The following is a 15,344-nucleotide window of genomic DNA, read 5'->3' as shown; positions in this document are numbered from 1 at the left end:
AGAGAGAAGCGAGAGGAAGTCAGAATGAGTCGGGAAATGTTGTTGTTGGTCGATGCCCTGGCGCACGAAAAGAATGTTCCCAAAGAGGTCGTTTTTGCCGCGCTGGAATCGGCACTTGCTTTGGCAACGAAAAAACATCTCCATGAAGACGCCGATGTCCGTGTCGAAATCGACCGTCAGCACGGTACCTACCGCGCCTGGCGCCGATGGTTGGTGCTGCCCGACGCTGAAGTGAAGAACGACGAGCGCGAAATGGGGCTGATCGACGCGCGTGAGCTCAAACCCGATATCAACCCGGGCGACTACTACGAAGAAGAGATTCCTGTGGTGGAGCTCGGCCGAATTGGCGCGCAGACCGCGAAACAGATCATTCTCCAGAAGATCCGCGATGCGGAACGCGAGCAGATGCTCAAAGAGTTTCTCGATCGCGGCGACCGGCTGGTGACTGGTGTCATCAAGCGGATGGAGCGGGGGAACGCCTATGTCGAAATCGGTCGCCTCGAGGCCCTCTTGCCGCGGGAGGAGATGATCCCGCGCGAAGTGTTGCGTGTAGGCGACCGGGTTCGTGCTGTCGTGAAGCGCATCGACCGCCAGGCGCGCGGCCCGCAAATCATCCTCTCGCGCAGTGCCCCCGAATTTGTCGTCGCCCTCTTTGAGCTCGAGGTGCCAGAGATCGAAGAGGGGGTGATCGAAATCAAAGGGTGTGCGCGTGACCCGGGGTTGCGAGCGAAGATCGCCGTCCACTCCCATGACCCGAGGCTCGATCCGGTGGGGGCGTGTGTCGGCATGAAAGGAACCCGCGTCATGGCAGTCCGGCAAGAGATCGCCATGGAGCACATCGACATCATCGTCTGGTCGCCCGACCCTGCACAGTTTGTCATTGCGGCGCTGCAACCGGCCGAGGTCGTCTCGATCGTCGTCGATGAGGAGAACCATGCGATGGATGTGGTCGTCGACGACGCCAACCTCGCGATCGCGATTGGCCGCGGTGGGCAGAATGTGAAGCTCGCCTCAGAACTGACCGGTTGGACGATCAACCTGATGAGTGAATCGGAGTCGCGCGAGCGCAAAGAGGCCGAGCGCCAAGCGCTGCGCCAGTTCTTTATGGAAAAACTCGACGTCGATGAAGATCTGGCCGATCTTTTGGTTGACGAGGGATTCACGACGCTTGAGGAGGTCGCTTACGTGCCGATCGCCGAGATGCTGGCGATCGAGGGGCTCGATGAGGAGATCGTTCAAGCTTTGCGCGAACGGGCCCGCAACGCCCTGTTGACCGACGCGATTGCCGAAGAGGAGGCGATCGAGAAGCTCGAACCGGAGCTCTTGGCGCTCGACGGGATGGAGCGGAGTATCGCCGTCAAATTGGCCCGATCGGGAATCGTGACACGGGATGACCTCGGCGAGCTCTCGACCGATGAACTGATCGAAATTACTGGCATCGACGCCGAGCGGGCTGCATCGCTGATCAGCCAAGCGCGTGCCCACTGGTTTGAATGAGGGAGATGCCGCCATGGATAGCGAAAACGTCAAAGCCTTTGCCGAAGAGTTAGGAGTTCCCGTAGCGAAGCTCCTCGCGCAGCTCAAAGAGGCCGGGGTTCCCGCGACGGGGCCCGAGAGTCCACTCACGGCCAGCGACAAAGCGAAGCTGCTTGAACACCTCAAGCGGCAGCACGGCGGTGGCGAGGAGAAACGGATCACCTTGAAACGCAAAGAGACCACAGCGATTCGCGCGACCGACGCCTCGGGCCGGGCTCGGACGGTGCAGGTCGAGGTGCGGAAAAAACGGGTGCTCGTCAAAAAAGAAGAGATCGTCGCCAAAACCCAGGAAGAGCGGGCCAAGTTGGAAGCGGCGTTGCGGGCGAGTGCCTCTCCTCCTCAAACGCCAGAAGCACCCCTTCCTGAACGTCCTCAGCCGGTTGAAGAAGCCGCTGCCACCGCTCAGCAACAAGGGGAGAAGACTCCTCCAGAAGAGCGGATGACGGCCCCTGAGCCCGCCCCCGTTGTTGAGCAAGTCGCACCCCCCGTTGAGTCAAAGGGGGAGGGAGCGGACCGTTCACGCGTGCCAGAGGGCAAAGAGGCGACAGAGGGTCAGACTCAGGCGCAAGTGGCGGCCGAACGCAAAGCGAAGCAAGAGGATGAGAAACCTCAGAGTAGCGCTGAGCGCGTAGGAACCCCGAAGAAAGCCAACGCCGACGGCAAAAAAGAGCCAGAGAAAAAGGTGACGGGCGCAGCAGCTCCTGCCAAAACCGATCGTACGCTCCATCCGGTGTTATCCCCCGAAGAGCTCGAGCGGCGGCGGCAAGAGGCCGAACGGCAAGCGAAGTTGCGCGCGATCCAAGAGGCGGAGCTGCGCGAGCGGCGTGCTCGTGAGGCGGCGCGGCAAGCCGCCAAAGAGGCTCTAGCCGAAAAGGCGGCTGAAGAGAAACCAGAAGAGCCTGCCGTTGCCATCGCCCCTGCTCCTGAGAGCGGGACGACTGAAGCAGAGAGCGCCGCCAAGAACAAAGAGAAAGAGAAGGCCAAGAAGAGCAAGGAGAAGGAGCGTGAAGAGCGCGCCGCTCGTAAAGGGGGGTTGAAGGTCCGCGCGCTCGACGATGGCGACAGCAGCTGGAAGGGGAAAGCGGGCAAGAAGAAGAACGGCAAACGCCAGGCGCACGAAGAGGAGCATGGATTCCAGGCGCCTACCGAACCGGTCGTGCGCGAAGTCCATGTGCCGGAGACAATCACGGTTGCCGAGCTTGCCCACGCGATGGCGGTCAAAGGGGTCGACCTCATCAAAACGTTGATGAAGATGGGCGTGATGGCGACCATCAACCAGGTGCTCGACCAAGAGACGGCGATGCTCGCGGTCGAGGAGATGGGGCACAAAGCGGTCGCTGCGAAGCTCGACGACCCCGACGCCTTCCTCGAATCGTTCGGTGCCGACCTCGACAGAACCCCGGAGCCGCGTCCCCCCGTGGTGACCGTCATGGGCCACGTCGACCACGGCAAGACCTCGCTCCTCGACACGATTCGGCGCACCAAGGTGGCAGCAGGGGAAGCGGGTGGCATCACCCAGCACATCGGTGCCTACCATGTCGAGACCCCCAAGGGGGTCGTCACCTTCCTCGATACCCCGGGGCACGAGGCCTTTACCGCGATGCGGGCGCGAGGCGCGCAGGCTACCGACGTCGTCGTGTTGGTGGTTGCTGCGGACGATGGCGTGATGCCGCAGACGCGTGAAGCGATCCACCACGCGCGCGCGGCCAACGTCCCGATCGTCGTCGCGGTGAACAAGATCGACAAACCTGACGCCAACCCGGAGCGGGTGCGGCAAGAGTTGGTCGCGGAAGGAGTGATCCCGGAAGAGTATGGCGGTGACACCATCTTCGTCAATGTTTCGGCGAAGACGGGGCAAGGGATCGACGAACTGCTCGACTCGATTCTCCTCGTTGCCGAAGTGCTCGAGCTCAAAGCGCCGAAGAGCGGTCCAGCCAAAGGGCTGGTGATCGAAGCGCGGCTCGACCGAGGTCGCGGCCCGGTTGCGACGGTGCTCGTGCAAAGTGGCACCCTCAAGAGAGGGGACGTCGTCCTTGCTGGGGCGACTTGGGGGCGGGTCCGGGCAATGCTCGACGAGAACGGCCGGCAAATTACCGAGGCTGGCCCGTCGATGCCTGCCGAAATCCTCGGTCTTGAAGAGGTGCCGCAAGCGGGTGAGGCGTTCTACGTCCTTCCCGATGAGCGGAAAGCGCGGGAGATTGCCCTCTACCGCCAAGGGAAGTACCGCGAACAGAAATTGGCGAAGAACCAGGCCCTCAAACTCGAGAACCTCTTCGACCAGATGGGACAGGGCGACGTCAAGAAGCTGCCGATCATCATCAAAGCGGACGTCCAAGGTTCTGCCGAGGCGCTCTCTCAAGCGCTGGCGAAGCTCTCGACCGACGAGGTGCAGGTGCAGGTGGTTCATGCCGGCGTCGGCGGGATCACCGAAAGCGACGTGAACCTCGCGCAAGCCTCGCGCGCGGTGATTATTGGCTTCAACGTTCGCGCCGATGCGAACGCCCGCAAACTCGCAGAGACCTTTGATGTTGATATCCGCTACTACAACATCATCTACGACGCGGTGGATGAGATCAAAGCGGCAATGGCTGGGCTCCTCTCTCCCGAACGGAAAGAGGAGACTTTGGGTCTCGTCGAAGTGCGGCAAACCTTCCATGTCCCCAAAGTGGGTACAGTGGCTGGCTGCTACGTGTTGGAAGGGCTGGTGCGCCGCAATGCCCGCGTTCGGGTGCTGCGCGACAACATCGTCATTCACGAGGGCGAACTCGATTCGCTCAAGCGCTTCAAAGAGGATGTGCGCGAGGTCAAAGCCGGCTACGAATGCGGTCTCTCGATCAAAAACTTCCAAGACATTCGCGAAGGGGATCAGATTGAGGTCTTCGAAGTGAAAGAGGTTGCCCGGACCCTTTGAGGAGCGCACGATGCCGAGAGACTTTCCCCGCGCCCGCCGGGTCGGTGACGCGATCCAGCGGATTCTTGCCGAACTCATCCGGCGCGAGGTGAAAGATCCCCGCGTCGGATCGGTCACGATCACCGCAGTCGAGGTCTCCAACGACCTCTCCCACGCCAAAGTCTACCTCTCCAGTTGGGAAGGGGCCGACCGGGTCCATGAAGCGATCGCGGGGCTTGAGCACGCGAGCGGCTTTTTGCGGCAACTGCTCGCGAAGCGCCTCACCACCTATAAAGTTCCCCAGCTTCACTTCGTGCACGATACCTCGATCGAACGGGGGGTGGCACTGACCCAGCTGATCGATCGGGTGGCGGCAGCGCATCGCGAGGAAGGGGTATCGGCAAAGGAGGATGAGGCGGGGGACGAGGATGGCGCAGCGCGCTGAGGCGGTTGACGGCATTCTTCTCGTCAATAAGCCCAGCGGCCCCTCGAGTAACGCGGTGCTGCAGACGCTTCGGCGCCACCTGCACGCGGCGAAAGCGGGGCACGGCGGGACGCTCGACCCCATGGCGTCGGGGCTGCTGGTGATCGCCTTGGGTGAGGCGACCAAATTTGTCCAGCAGGGGCTCGACGCCGAAAAGAGCTACACTTTTCGCGTCGCCTTTGGTGTGGCCACCGACACGGGCGACGCACAAGGGCGTGTGGTGCAGAGCGCCCCAAGCGCAGTGACTGACGCGGCCCTTCGTGCGGTGCTCCCCCGTTTTCGGGGGGTGATCCAACAGGTTCCGCCGATGGTCTCTGCGCTCAAGCGTGACGGCCAGCCGCTTTATGCGCTTGCCCGACAAGGGGTGACGGTGGAGCGCACGCCTCGACCGGTGACGATCCATCGCCTCGAGCTGGTCGCGTTTGATGCTGCGGCCCAGAAGGCACTGCTCTCTGCAACGGTCAGCAAAGGCACCTACATCCGGGCACTTGCCGAGGCGATTGGCGACGCGCTGGGCGTTCCCGCCCACGTCGATCTGTTGCATCGCGACGCGGTCGGCCGCTTCTCGTGTGCCGATGCCCGGACGCTTGCCGAGTGGTTGGCGCTTGATCGCGATGCAGCACGTCGTGCGCTCCTTCCTGTCGATCTGCTCGTGGCCGATCTTCCCGCGCTCGTACTCACCCCGCAGCAAGCGGATCGCTTCTGCCACGGCGAACCGGTTCCGTGTGCCAAGGGGGAGCAGGAAGAGGTTTCGCCCTTGGTCCGTGTCTATCGCGAGGAGAACGGTTTTACCTTTTTAGGTGTTGGCCATTGGCAATCGGCCTCTGGGGTCTTGTCGCCCAAGCGACTTGTTGCTAAACTACTCAATCCTTCGCCAACGCTGCCTGAAGCCATCGGGAAACGTGAATCTGTTGTTTGACTTCGACTCATGGGATATTGAAAGAGTATTGCTATGCTGGATAAAGAGACCAAAGCGAAAATCGTCGCCGAGTTCGGGCGCGGCAGTAACGACACCGGTTCGGTGGAAGTGCAAGTGGCGCTTTTGACTGCACGGATCAACGGTTTGCAAGACCACTTCGCTGCACACAAGAAAGATCACCACTCGCGGCGCGGGCTTTTGAAGATGGTTTCGCACCGCCGGCGGCTCTTGGACTACCTGAAGCGCACCGACCCGGATCGGTACCTGGCCCTGATTCAACGTTTGGGGCTGCGTAAGTAACACGGTGAAACAAGAAGAGCCCTCGTCCCCGACGAGGGCTCTTTGGTTTGAGGGATACCAAAGACTATGCCACAAGCTTTTAGAAAGACCTTTACCTTCGGTCGCCATACCGTTCGGATGGAAACGGGGGAAATGGCGCGACAAGCGAGCGGCGCGGTGCTCGTCGACATGGACGAAACAGTCGTGTTGGCGACCGTCGTTGCGGCAAAAGAGGCGAAAGAAGGGCAGGACTTCTTCCCGCTCACTGTCGACTACATGGAAAAATTCTACGCTTCTGGCCGCATCCCCGGCGGGTTTTTCAAACGGGAAGGACGGCCAAGCGAAAAAGAGACGCTCACCTCGCGCCTCATCGATCGTCCCATTCGTCCCCTCTTTCCGGAAGGGTTCTACAACGAGGTTCAGGTGATCGTCCAGGTGCTGTCGCTCAACCCTGAGATCGACGGGGATATTCCAGCGATGCTTGCGGCGAGCGCTGCGCTCTCGCTCTCCGGGATCCCCTTCCAGGGGCCAGTCGGGGCGTGCCGCGTCGGCTACCTTAACGGTCAGTACGTGCTCAACCCCACGCAGAGCGAACTCAAAACAAGTACCCTTGATCTCGTCGTTGCCGGGACGGAGAACGCCGTTCTGATGGTCGAATCGGAAGCGAAAGAGCTCCCCGAGGAGGTGATGCTGGGCGCCGTGGTCTTCGGCCACGAACAGATGCAGGTGGCGATCGAGGCGATCCGCGAGCTCGTCGCTGAGGCGGGGAAACCGGCGTGGGATTGGCAACCTCCCCCTGCCAATGAGGCGTTGCGCAACCGGATTGCCGAGCTTGCGCGCGCCCGGCTCGAAGAGGCGTTTGCGATTCCCACGAAACAGGCGCGCAACGACCTCCTGAAAACGATTCGGAGCGACGTGACCCAAGCGGTGCTCGAATCGTTCGACCCGATGCCGTCGTTGAACGAGATCCACTCGATCCTCTTTGCTCTTGAGTCTGAAATCGTCCGCTCGCGGATCCTTGCGGGCGAACCGCGGATCGACGGTCGCGATACCCGCACCGTTCGCCCGATCGACATCCGCGTCGGGGTCCTGCCGCGCACCCACGGTTCGTGTCTCTTCACCCGGGGCGAGACGCAGGCGCTTGCGGTGACGACGCTGGGTACCGGCCGCGACGAGCAGATCGTCGACGCGCTTGCGGGCGAATACCGCGAGCCGTTCATGCTCCACTACAACTTCCCTCCCTTCTCGACCGGAGAGACGGGGCGGTTTGGGGTGCCGAAGCGGCGCGAGATCGGCCACGGTAACCTCGCCAAACGGGCGCTCAAAGCGATGGTGCCCAGTCAGGAGGATTTTCCCTATACGATTCGCGTCGTCTCCGAGATCCTCGAATCGAACGGTTCGAGTTCGATGGCGACTGTCTGCGCTTCGTCGTTGGCACTGATGGATGCAGGGGTGCCGCTCAAGAAGCATGTCGCCGGTGTGGCGATGGGGCTGATCAAAGAGGGGAACCGCTTCGCGGTGCTCACCGACATTCTCGGCGACGAGGATCACCTGGGGGACATGGACTTTAAAGTGGCCGGTACCGCGGATGGGGTGACGGCGCTGCAGATGGACATCAAGATCCAGGGGATCACCAAAGAGATCATGGAGGTGGCGCTTCTCCAGGCGAAAGAGGCGCGGATGCATATCCTCGGCTTGATGCGTGAAGCGATGGGTGGAGCGCGCGGCGAACTCTCCGCGTATGCTCCCCGGATGGTGCAGATCAAGATCAACCCCGAAAAGATCCGCGACGTGATCGGGAAAGGGGGTGCGGTGATCCGTGCGCTTCAGGATGAGACCGGTACGGTGATCGAGATCGCCGAAGATGGTACCGTGACCATTTCGTCAGCGAGCGCCGAGGGGATTGAAGCGGCGAAAGAGCGGATCGCTGCGATCACCGCTGAGGTCGAAGTGGGGAAAGAGTACGACGGCACGGTGCTCAAAATCCTCGACTTTGGCGCGATCGTCAACATCCTCCCCGGTCGGGATGGCCTCTTGCATATCTCGCAGATTGCCAACGAGCGGGTCAATAATGTCAACGACTATGTCCAAGAGGGGCAAAAGGTGCGGGTGAAGGTGCTCGAAACCGACGAGCGCGGCCGGATCAAGCTCTCGTTGAAGGGGGTCGAGCAGCCGAAAAGCGGCGAACCGCAGGAGTAAAGCAAGCGACGCGGGCTTCTGCGAAGCAAAAACGCGAAAGCGAAAAACGCGAAACGCCAGGCTTATTTGGGCTTGGCGTTTTTTTATTCGCTTGCGGCGAGCCACTCGAGGAGTTGAGGAAAGAGCTTTATCGCGCGGCTCGCGTTGGGGTGGTCGAGGAGCATCACTACGACGTAGGGTTCCCCGTTGCGGTTGCGGGCGTAGCCTGCGAGCGCCCGGGCGTCTCTGAGCGTCCCCGTTTTGACGTGGGCGCTGCCCGCAAGCGGATGATCGCGATAGCGCCGACGGGCGGTGCCATCTTCGCCGAGCCGTGGCAGCCCAGCGATGAACTCGGTGGCGTACTCTTGCCGGGCAACAAAAGTGAGGAGTTCGGCGAGCGTGCGCGCGGTGGTGCGGGCGATTCGCGAGAGTCCGGAACCGTTCTCGATGACTGTTGCGCGCGCGTCGATCCCTTTTTCCCTGAGGAGTGCTAACGCGCGCTCAGCGCCCGCCGCGACGTGGTCGGATGCGTCTGGTTGCGCAACAAAGCCGACCAACGCGAGGAGCTGCCGCGCGATGACGTTGTTCGACCACTTGTTCATCTGGTAGGCGATCTCGGTGAGCGTCGGCGATTCGCTCGCCGCAAGGCGAAAGCGGCTCTTCGCCGCTTTGCGCGGAAGATTGGGGGCAATCTCTCCGCCCAGCTCCTGCCAGATCGCGGCCAGGAGCCATTCGGCGTAGCGGTGGGGTTGCGGTGGGGCGAGCGCAAGCGTCTGGACACCGCAGGAGAGCGCGTAGGTTCCTGTCAATACCAGGTGGGTTGCCGTGAAGTTCGCGGTGACCGTCTCGCGGGCCGGCTGCCGGCATGGACCCTCGGTGACCTTGACGCCACGGGTGTCAATCGTAAACGGGAGCGGCGGGTGGGTGGTGGCGATGAGTTGTTGCGGACGCTGGGGGTGGGGCTGGAGCGTCACGACGATCGCGTTGAAGTGGGCGAGCGCTGCAGCGGGTCCCTGAGTGTAGGGTGCTTCGCCGCGACCGTCGAACGCGGCAGGGTCCCATGGGGGGAGGCGCAGCGGCGGGGCAGTAACGGTAAAGCCAGAGATTCGGCGAATCCCCATCGCCCGAACGGTGCGCAGCAGCTGCCACAACCGCTCGGCGGTGAGCGCCGGGTCGCCGTCGTGGATCAGTTCCAAAGGGCCAAAGAGGGTGTCATCCGACCACTGGGCGCTGCTTTCCAACGCCACTTGCCAGCGGTAGCTCGCCCCAAAGGTCTCAAACGCCGCGAAGGTGGTGATCAGTTTCATCACCGACGCCGGGTTGCGCGGGGTTTCGGGATGGTAGATGAGGCGCTGCCCTTTGCCGTCGAGCGGCGCGATCCAGATGGAGAGGGCTTCAGAGGGGATCTCCGCCTCGGCGAGCGTTTTCGCCACGGTCGCGGGGAGTCCCGCGGCATGAAGGAGCGCTGGCGCTGTGGCCAGGAGCACCAGCGCGGTCACGATGCAGATGAGGAGCCGGCGCATGGGGAGAAGCGGCTTGCTCAACGGGGCTCCCCTCGGGGCTCCCCTATTGGAGCAGTGCCAGTTCATCGGCCCAGAGCGCTTCACGCCGCTCGCGGGGGCGAATGAGGCGGTGGGTGGTGCCGCTCACCAGAACCTCGGCGGCGCGTGGCCGGCTATTGTATTGCGAGCTCATCGCCATTCCATAGGCACCGGCACAGAGGATCGCGAGGTAATCCCCCTCGGCGAGCGCCAGCGCCCGGCCACGGCCGAGGAAGTCGCCGGTCTCACAGACGGGGCCGACGACGTCGCCAACCGTCGGGGGCTCTTTCCGTTCGACTACCGGAACAATTTCGTGCCACGCGTCGTAGAGCGCTGGGCGCATCAGGTCATTCATCGCCGCATCGACGATGAAAAAGGTGTGCGTGTCACGGCGCTTCACATACTCGGTGCGGGTGAGCAGGAGCCCCGCGGCACCGACGAGGGAGCGACCGGGTTCGACCGCGAGCCGCTCGGGGCGGGCAGCAAAAATGGCGCGGAGCTTCAAGAGCGTCGTCGTGATCTCGGGCGGTGTCTCGTCGCGGTAGCGGATCCCAATCCCGCCGCCGAGATCGATCGTTCGCAACGCAATCCCTTCGCGCTCCAACTGCTCGACAAAAGTGCGCAGACGCGTCGCGGCCTCCAACAGGGGAGCGATTTCGGTGAGTTGTGACCCGATGTGGCACGCTACACCCACCACCGTCAGCGCCGGGTGGTCGGCAGCGATGCGGTAACCTTCGAGCGCCTCGTCCATCGTCACGCCGAATTTGCTTTGGGCGAGCCCCGTGGCGATGTAGGGGTGGGTTTTGGGGTCGACGTCGGGGTTGACGCGAAAGCTCACCGGCGCCTGGGTGCCGTGCGCCGCGGCGATCGTTGCGATCCGCTGCAACTCTGGGAGCGATTCGACGTGAAACGCACCGATCCCCAATTCGAGCGCCCGTTCGATCTCCCACGTCGCTTTCCCAACACCTGAGAAGACCACCGAGCCGGGTTCGCCCCCCGCCGCGATCACCCGTTCGAGCTCGCCGCCCGAGACGATGTCAAAACCGGCACCCCATTCGGCGAAGCGTTTCAGAAGCGTCAAGTTGCTGTTCGCTTTGACGGCGTAGTGGATCGCGCCGACCTCGGGCGGTAACCCCGAGCGGTAGGCGGCAAACGCCGCGCGCATCGCCGCTTCGGAATAGACGTAACAAGGGGTGCCGTAGGTTGCGGCGATCGCGTCGAGCGGCGTCTCTTCGAGATAGAGGGTGCCGGCGCGCCGCGTCAAGGTTGGCATCGGGAAGGAGTGTTCGGTTGCGGTCATCGTGCGTTCGGTCCAGATTTTCCGGTGGTAGGTTCGTTACCGGGCGGGTTGGGCAAGGTGAGGGGTCCCTTGATTCCGCAAGCGGCAAGGGTGAGGACGAGGAGCGGCAGAAGTCTGGCGACGAAGCGTTTCATTGCCGTGGCCTTGTTCGTAAAGGCGTTATCGTAGCAAAGAATAGAGGCTACAATGGCGCACACCGCGCAGTTTCTCTACCCAACCGGCAAAACGCGAAGATCATCAAGCCCCTCGAAAGAATGGCCGATCGAGAAGAAGGAGAAACCACACGATGCCGCTTGACATGACAACGCTTGAGTCCTGGCTGTGGGACGCAGCCTGCGCCCTTCGGGGCCCAGTGGATGCACCAAAGTTCAAGGATTACATCCTGCCGCTCGTCTTTCTGAAACGGCTTTCGGACGTCTTCGAAGATGAGCTCGGTCGTCTTGCCGAGGCGTATGGCACGGAGGCGGTCGCGACTCGAATTGTGGAGGAGGAGCGCGAACGCGGCATTATCGCTGACGGCCGAGGCTCCGTTCGCTTTTACATTCCCGAAAAGGCCCGTTGGTCTCACATCCGCCGGCAAGTTACTTCGCTCGGGCAGTACCTGACCGATGCAGTGAGAGCGGTGGCCCGTGAAAACCCCCGTTTGCAGGGCGTCATTGACCTGGTGGACTTCAACGCCACCGCCGCCGGCCAGCGCATCGTGCCCGACGAATACCTGGCCCGGCTGGTGGATGTCCTCTCCCGCTATCGCCTGGGGCTCAAGGACGTGGAGCCGGATATCCTCGGCCGTGCGTATGAGTACCTGTTGCGTAAATTTGCCGAGGGGCAGGGACAGAGTGCCGGGGAGTTCTACACTCCGCGTGAGGTTGCGGTGCTCATGGCCTGCATCCTCGAACCAGCGCCCGGCATGACGGTGTACGACCCCACTTGTGGTTCCGGCGGCTTGCTCATCAAGTGCCATCTGCGCCTGCTCGAAACCTATGGCGTGCAGGAGAATGGCCACCGCCGCCTGCCGCCCGAGCACGCTCCTCTGCGCCTCTTTGGGCAGGAGATCAACCCGGCCACCTTTGCTATGGCGCGCATGAACGCGGTCATCCATGACATGGAAGCCGACATCCGGCTGGGCGACACCATGCGCAACCCGGCCTTTCGCGACCACGCCGGTCGGTTGATGACCTTCGATTTGCTGACGGCCAACCCCATGTGGAATCAAGATTTCCCAGCCGGGCTCTACGAAAACGATCCGTACGAACGCTTTGGTCTCGGCATTCCTCCCGCATCCAGTGCCGACTGGGGTTGGCTGCAACACATGCTGGCTTCCCTCAGCGACACGGGGCGCATGGCGGTAGTCTTGGACACTGGGGCAGTGTCGCGCGGCAGCGGTTCGCAGGGTTCGAGTCGCGAGCGCGATATTCGCAAAGCCTTCGTGGAGCGCGACCTCGTTGAGGCCGTGGTGCTCCTGCCCGAGAACCTCTTTTACAACACCACCGCGCCGGGCATCATCCTGGTGATCAACCGCAAGAAGCGCCACCTCAACGAGATTCTCCTTATCAACGCCTCCAAGCTCTTCGCCAAGGGGCGGCCGAAGAACTACCTCACCGACGAGCACGTTGAGCGGATCGCCCGGCTTTACCACGAGTGGAAGGCCGAGGAGGGCCTTTCGGCTATCATCACGGGCGAGGAGGCGGTCCGCAACGACTACAACCTCTCCCCCAGCCGCTATGTGGTCACCAACGGAAAAGAGGACGTGTTGCCTTTAGAGGAGGCAATGGTGCTCCTGCGCGAGGCCGAGGAAGAGCGCGCGGCGGCCGACCAGGCGCTCGAGGAGGTGCTCGGGATTTTGCACCTGAAAGGATAGCCATGCCCCAAATTGGCCGAGAGGAGGGCCAGACTCTGGAATTCAAGCGCCAGTGGACCGACAAGGCCCTGGAGGACTTGGCAGCCTTCGCCAACACCGAGGGCGGAACGCTCCTTGTAGGTATCCGCGACGATGGCGAAATCGTCGGCACGACGTCGGACGACCGAGAAATCCAACGCTTGGCGAACCTCATCACCTCGCGTCTAGGAATTACGCCCTACATCCGGGTGGTCGAGACGGAGGGGCGTCCCGTCATCGAGATCTGCGTCGACCCGGCCCGTGGGCTGGTCTCTTGCGGAGGGCGATACCTCCGTCGGGTGGGGACGACCAATCGGGACTTCCCGCCCGAGGAAATGGCTCGGCACATCCTCAAGCGCTCGGGGCTCACTTGGGATGCCCTGCCCAGCGATTGGACGCTTGCAGAAATCGATTCCGCTGCTCTTGCCCATTTTGCCCGCCTGGCGAGGACCAAGCTCCCTTACCTCGATCCGGGAAATCCCGAGCAGACCCTGCAGAACCTCGATCTTGTGAGCGACGGGCGACTCAAAAACGCCGGGGTGCTCCTCTTCGGCAAGCGTCCGCAGCGGCTCTTCCCGCTGGCGCAACTACGAATCGGCATCTTCCGCGGCACGCAAATCCTCGACAGTCACGACTTCCAAGGCACCCTCTGGCAGCAGCTGGACGGAGCGATGGAGCGTTTCCGCCAGGTGCTGAAGGTGCGCTTTGACATCCGCGTGGAGACGCCATCTTTGGAGGGACTTCGGCGGCGGGAAGTCTGGGAGTATCCCCTGGAAGCCCTGCGCGAGGCTGTTGCCAATGCCCTCATCCACCGGGATTACACCTATCCGGCCGACATCCAGATCCGGCTGGAAGAGGACCGCTTGCAGATTTGGAACGCGGGCGAACTCCCTCCGCCGCTCACCCCGCAAGCCCTCTATGGTCCCCATTCGTCGGTGCTTCGCAATCCGCTCCTTGCGCAGGCCTTCTACTTTGCCGGCGTGATTGAGCGCTGGGGCTCGGGGACCACTAGGATCGTCGAGCTGTGCCGTGAGCAGGGACTTCCAGAGCCTGAATTTGCCGAGTGGCTGGGAGGCGTCCGGGTGACCTTTGCCAAAGACCTCTACACGCCTGAGCACCTACGGGCGATGGGGTTGAGCGAGAGGCAGATTCAGGCGGTGCTGTATGCAAAAGAACACGGGAGTATCAGCAATCGGGAATATCAGCAACTTACAGGGGTCAAGGAACGCATGGCGACGATGGATTTGGGCGACCTGGTTGCAAGGGGCATCTTGGTACGAATCGGCAAAACAGGGCGCGGAACGCGGTATGCCGCAAAAAAGCCGCAAAAGGCGTAACAATGACGCAACAAAAGGGCAAATGGCGCATGAGTAAAGCCTCAGAGGAGCATTTCGAACCCACCGACCTCCCCGACGGCTACTGCCTAACTGAACTCGGCCCCCTGCCCGAGGAGTGGCAGGTTGTAAGGTTGGGGGATGTGGCTGACTTGACGATGGGGCAATCGCCTCCTTCTTCCACATACAACACGCACAGAGAAGGTCTTCCCTTTCTACAAGGAAAAGCAGAGTTTGGATCAATCTATCCCCAACCAATAAAATGGTGCTCCGTACCTCTTCGTGTTGCTAAACGTGGCTCTGTTCTGATTTCCGTAAGGGCACCTGTAGGCGATGTAAATCTAGCTCAGCGTGACTATTGCATCGGGCGCGGATTGGCAGCGTTGTCAGGAAGGGAAGCGCTTAACAATGACTTCCTGTTGTGCTTCTTGATTAACGCAAAACCACATTTGGAGGAAAAGGGAACGGGTTCTACCTTCAAGAGTATCAACAAGTCAGTTTTGCAGAATCTTCCAATCCCTCTCCCACCCCTCCCCGAGCAGCACGCCATCGCACACGTTCTGCGGGCAGTGCAGCGGGCGCGGGAGGCCACCGAGCGCGTCATCGGCGCCCTGCGTGAACTCAAGAAGAGCCTTATGCGCTATCTCTTCACCTACGGCCCCGTGCCTGTGGTCGCCGCCGACCAGGTGCCGATGCAGGAGACCGACATCGGCCCCATCCCGGCGCACTGGCGGGTGGTGAAGTTGGGGGAGGTGGTTAACGTTCATGACAGCAAACGCGTTCCACTGAACGCTGCTCAAAGGAAAAGGATGAAAGGTCGATATCCGTACTGTGGTGCGAACGGCGTTCTTGATTACGTGAGTGATTACTTGTTTGACGGAGAGTATGTGCTCCTTGCTGAGGACGGTGGCTACTGGGGCTCGTACCAATCTTCAGCTTACATCATGCGTGGAAAATTTTGGGTGAATAATCATGCCCATGTGATCCAAACAATCACTAGAGTAAGC

12 protein-coding genes are annotated in these 15,344 nt (G+C 61.8%); 9 read left to right on the top strand and 3 right to left on the bottom strand.

From position 1 onward, the window contains the following. The first annotated feature begins 24 nt into the window (after positions 1-24). The 6 genes from nusA (at position 25) to pnp (ending at position 8,307) form a co-directional block, all read left to right on the top strand. Positions 25-1,497 (top strand): transcription termination factor NusA, encoded by a 1,473-nt coding sequence (gene nusA / locus ACYQ6T_RS07880; protein WP_459829679.1) that lies wholly within the window; start codon positions 25-27, stop codon positions 1,495-1,497. Between the two features lie 13 nt (positions 1,498-1,510). Further along, a complete protein-coding gene (gene infB / locus ACYQ6T_RS07875; RefSeq protein WP_459829677.1) occupies positions 1,511-4,447 on the top strand; it encodes a translation initiation factor IF-2 in 2,937 nt (978 codons plus the stop codon). 10 nt (positions 4,448-4,457) lie between these two features. Beyond that, positions 4,458-4,871 (top strand): 30S ribosome-binding factor RbfA, encoded by a 414-nt coding sequence (rbfA, locus tag ACYQ6T_RS07870; RefSeq protein WP_459829674.1) that lies wholly within the window; start codon positions 4,458-4,460, stop codon positions 4,869-4,871. Continuing rightward, positions 4,855-5,829 (top strand): tRNA pseudouridine(55) synthase TruB, encoded by a 975-nt coding sequence (truB, locus tag ACYQ6T_RS07865; RefSeq protein WP_459829670.1) that lies wholly within the window; start codon positions 4,855-4,857, stop codon positions 5,827-5,829. The genes rbfA and truB overlap by 17 nt, the downstream gene beginning before the upstream one ends. Before the next feature lie 33 nt (positions 5,830-5,862). Beyond that, complete coding sequence (gene rpsO, locus ACYQ6T_RS07860) at positions 5,863-6,129, top strand: 30S ribosomal protein S15 (RefSeq protein ID WP_459829668.1); 267 nt, start codon at positions 5,863-5,865, stop codon at positions 6,127-6,129. Positions 6,130-6,195: 66 nt separating this feature from the next. After that, positions 6,196-8,307 carry a polyribonucleotide nucleotidyltransferase gene (pnp, locus tag ACYQ6T_RS07855; RefSeq protein WP_459829665.1) on the top strand — a complete coding sequence of 704 codons (2,112 nt, stop codon included), beginning with the start codon at positions 6,196-6,198 and terminating at the stop codon, positions 8,305-8,307. A gap of 83 nt (positions 8,308-8,390) precedes the next feature. On the opposite strand, the gene dacB is transcribed toward pnp, so the two are convergent. The 3 genes from dacB to lptM are packed head-to-tail and all read right to left on the bottom strand — an operon-like array spanning position 8,391 to position 11,261. Next, a complete protein-coding gene (dacB, locus tag ACYQ6T_RS07850) occupies positions 8,391-9,830 on the bottom strand; it encodes a D-alanyl-D-alanine carboxypeptidase/D-alanyl-D-alanine endopeptidase (protein WP_459829663.1) in 1,440 nt (479 codons plus the stop codon). 22 nt (positions 9,831-9,852) lie between these two features. After that, entirely contained in the window at positions 9,853-11,127 is a 1,275-nt protein-coding gene (lysA, locus tag ACYQ6T_RS07845) for a diaminopimelate decarboxylase (protein ID WP_459829661.1), read from the bottom strand. Beyond that, positions 11,124-11,261, bottom strand: coding sequence for an LPS translocon maturation chaperone LptM (gene lptM / locus ACYQ6T_RS07840; protein ID WP_459829659.1), 138 nt, complete (start codon positions 11,259-11,261; stop codon positions 11,124-11,126). The genes lysA and lptM overlap by 4 nt, the downstream gene beginning before the upstream one ends. 152 nt (positions 11,262-11,413) lie before the next feature. On the opposite strand from lptM, the gene ACYQ6T_RS07835 reads away from it, so the two are divergent. The 3 genes from ACYQ6T_RS07835 to ACYQ6T_RS07825 all read left to right on the top strand — a co-directional run. Next, complete coding sequence (locus ACYQ6T_RS07835) at positions 11,414-12,985, top strand: type I restriction-modification system subunit M (RefSeq protein ID WP_459829657.1); 1,572 nt, start codon at positions 11,414-11,416, stop codon at positions 12,983-12,985. A gap of 2 nt (positions 12,986-12,987) precedes the next feature. Further along, positions 12,988-14,340, top strand: a complete 1,353-nt coding sequence (locus ACYQ6T_RS07830; protein ID WP_459829654.1) for an ATP-binding protein — start codon at positions 12,988-12,990, stop codon at positions 14,338-14,340. A 2-nt stretch (positions 14,341-14,342) separates the two neighbouring features. Further along, the coding region (locus ACYQ6T_RS07825; RefSeq protein WP_459829651.1) for a restriction endonuclease subunit S at positions 14,343-15,344 on the top strand (1,002 nt) is incomplete at its 3' end.

The sequence above is a fragment of the Hydrogenophilus islandicus genome (genome assembly GCF_054657095.1).
Note: the sequence above shows the minus strand (reverse complement) of the source record. Positions and strands in the feature narration are given on the sequence as shown.

Coding starts and splice junctions, on each gene's coding strand:
- ACYQ6T_RS07835 (WP_459829657.1), top strand. CDS start 11,414: ATGCCGCTTGACATGACAACGCTTGAGTCCTGGCTGTGGGACGCAGCC.
- truB (WP_459829670.1), top strand. CDS start 4,855: ATGGCGCAGCGCGCTGAGGCGGTTGACGGCATTCTTCTCGTCAATAAG.
- rpsO (WP_459829668.1), top strand. CDS start 5,863: ATGCTGGATAAAGAGACCAAAGCGAAAATCGTCGCCGAGTTCGGGCGC.
- lysA (WP_459829661.1), bottom strand. CDS start 11,127: ATGACCGCAACCGAACACTCCTTCCCGATGCCAACCTTGACGCGGCGC.
- pnp (WP_459829665.1), top strand. CDS start 6,196: ATGCCACAAGCTTTTAGAAAGACCTTTACCTTCGGTCGCCATACCGTT.
- lptM (WP_459829659.1), bottom strand. CDS start 11,261: ATGAAACGCTTCGTCGCCAGACTTCTGCCGCTCCTCGTCCTCACCCTT.
- rbfA (WP_459829674.1), top strand. CDS start 4,458: ATGCCGAGAGACTTTCCCCGCGCCCGCCGGGTCGGTGACGCGATCCAG.
- nusA (WP_459829679.1), top strand. CDS start 25: ATGAGTCGGGAAATGTTGTTGTTGGTCGATGCCCTGGCGCACGAAAAG.
- ACYQ6T_RS07830 (WP_459829654.1), top strand. CDS start 12,988: ATGCCCCAAATTGGCCGAGAGGAGGGCCAGACTCTGGAATTCAAGCGC.
- infB (WP_459829677.1), top strand. CDS start 1,511: ATGGATAGCGAAAACGTCAAAGCCTTTGCCGAAGAGTTAGGAGTTCCC.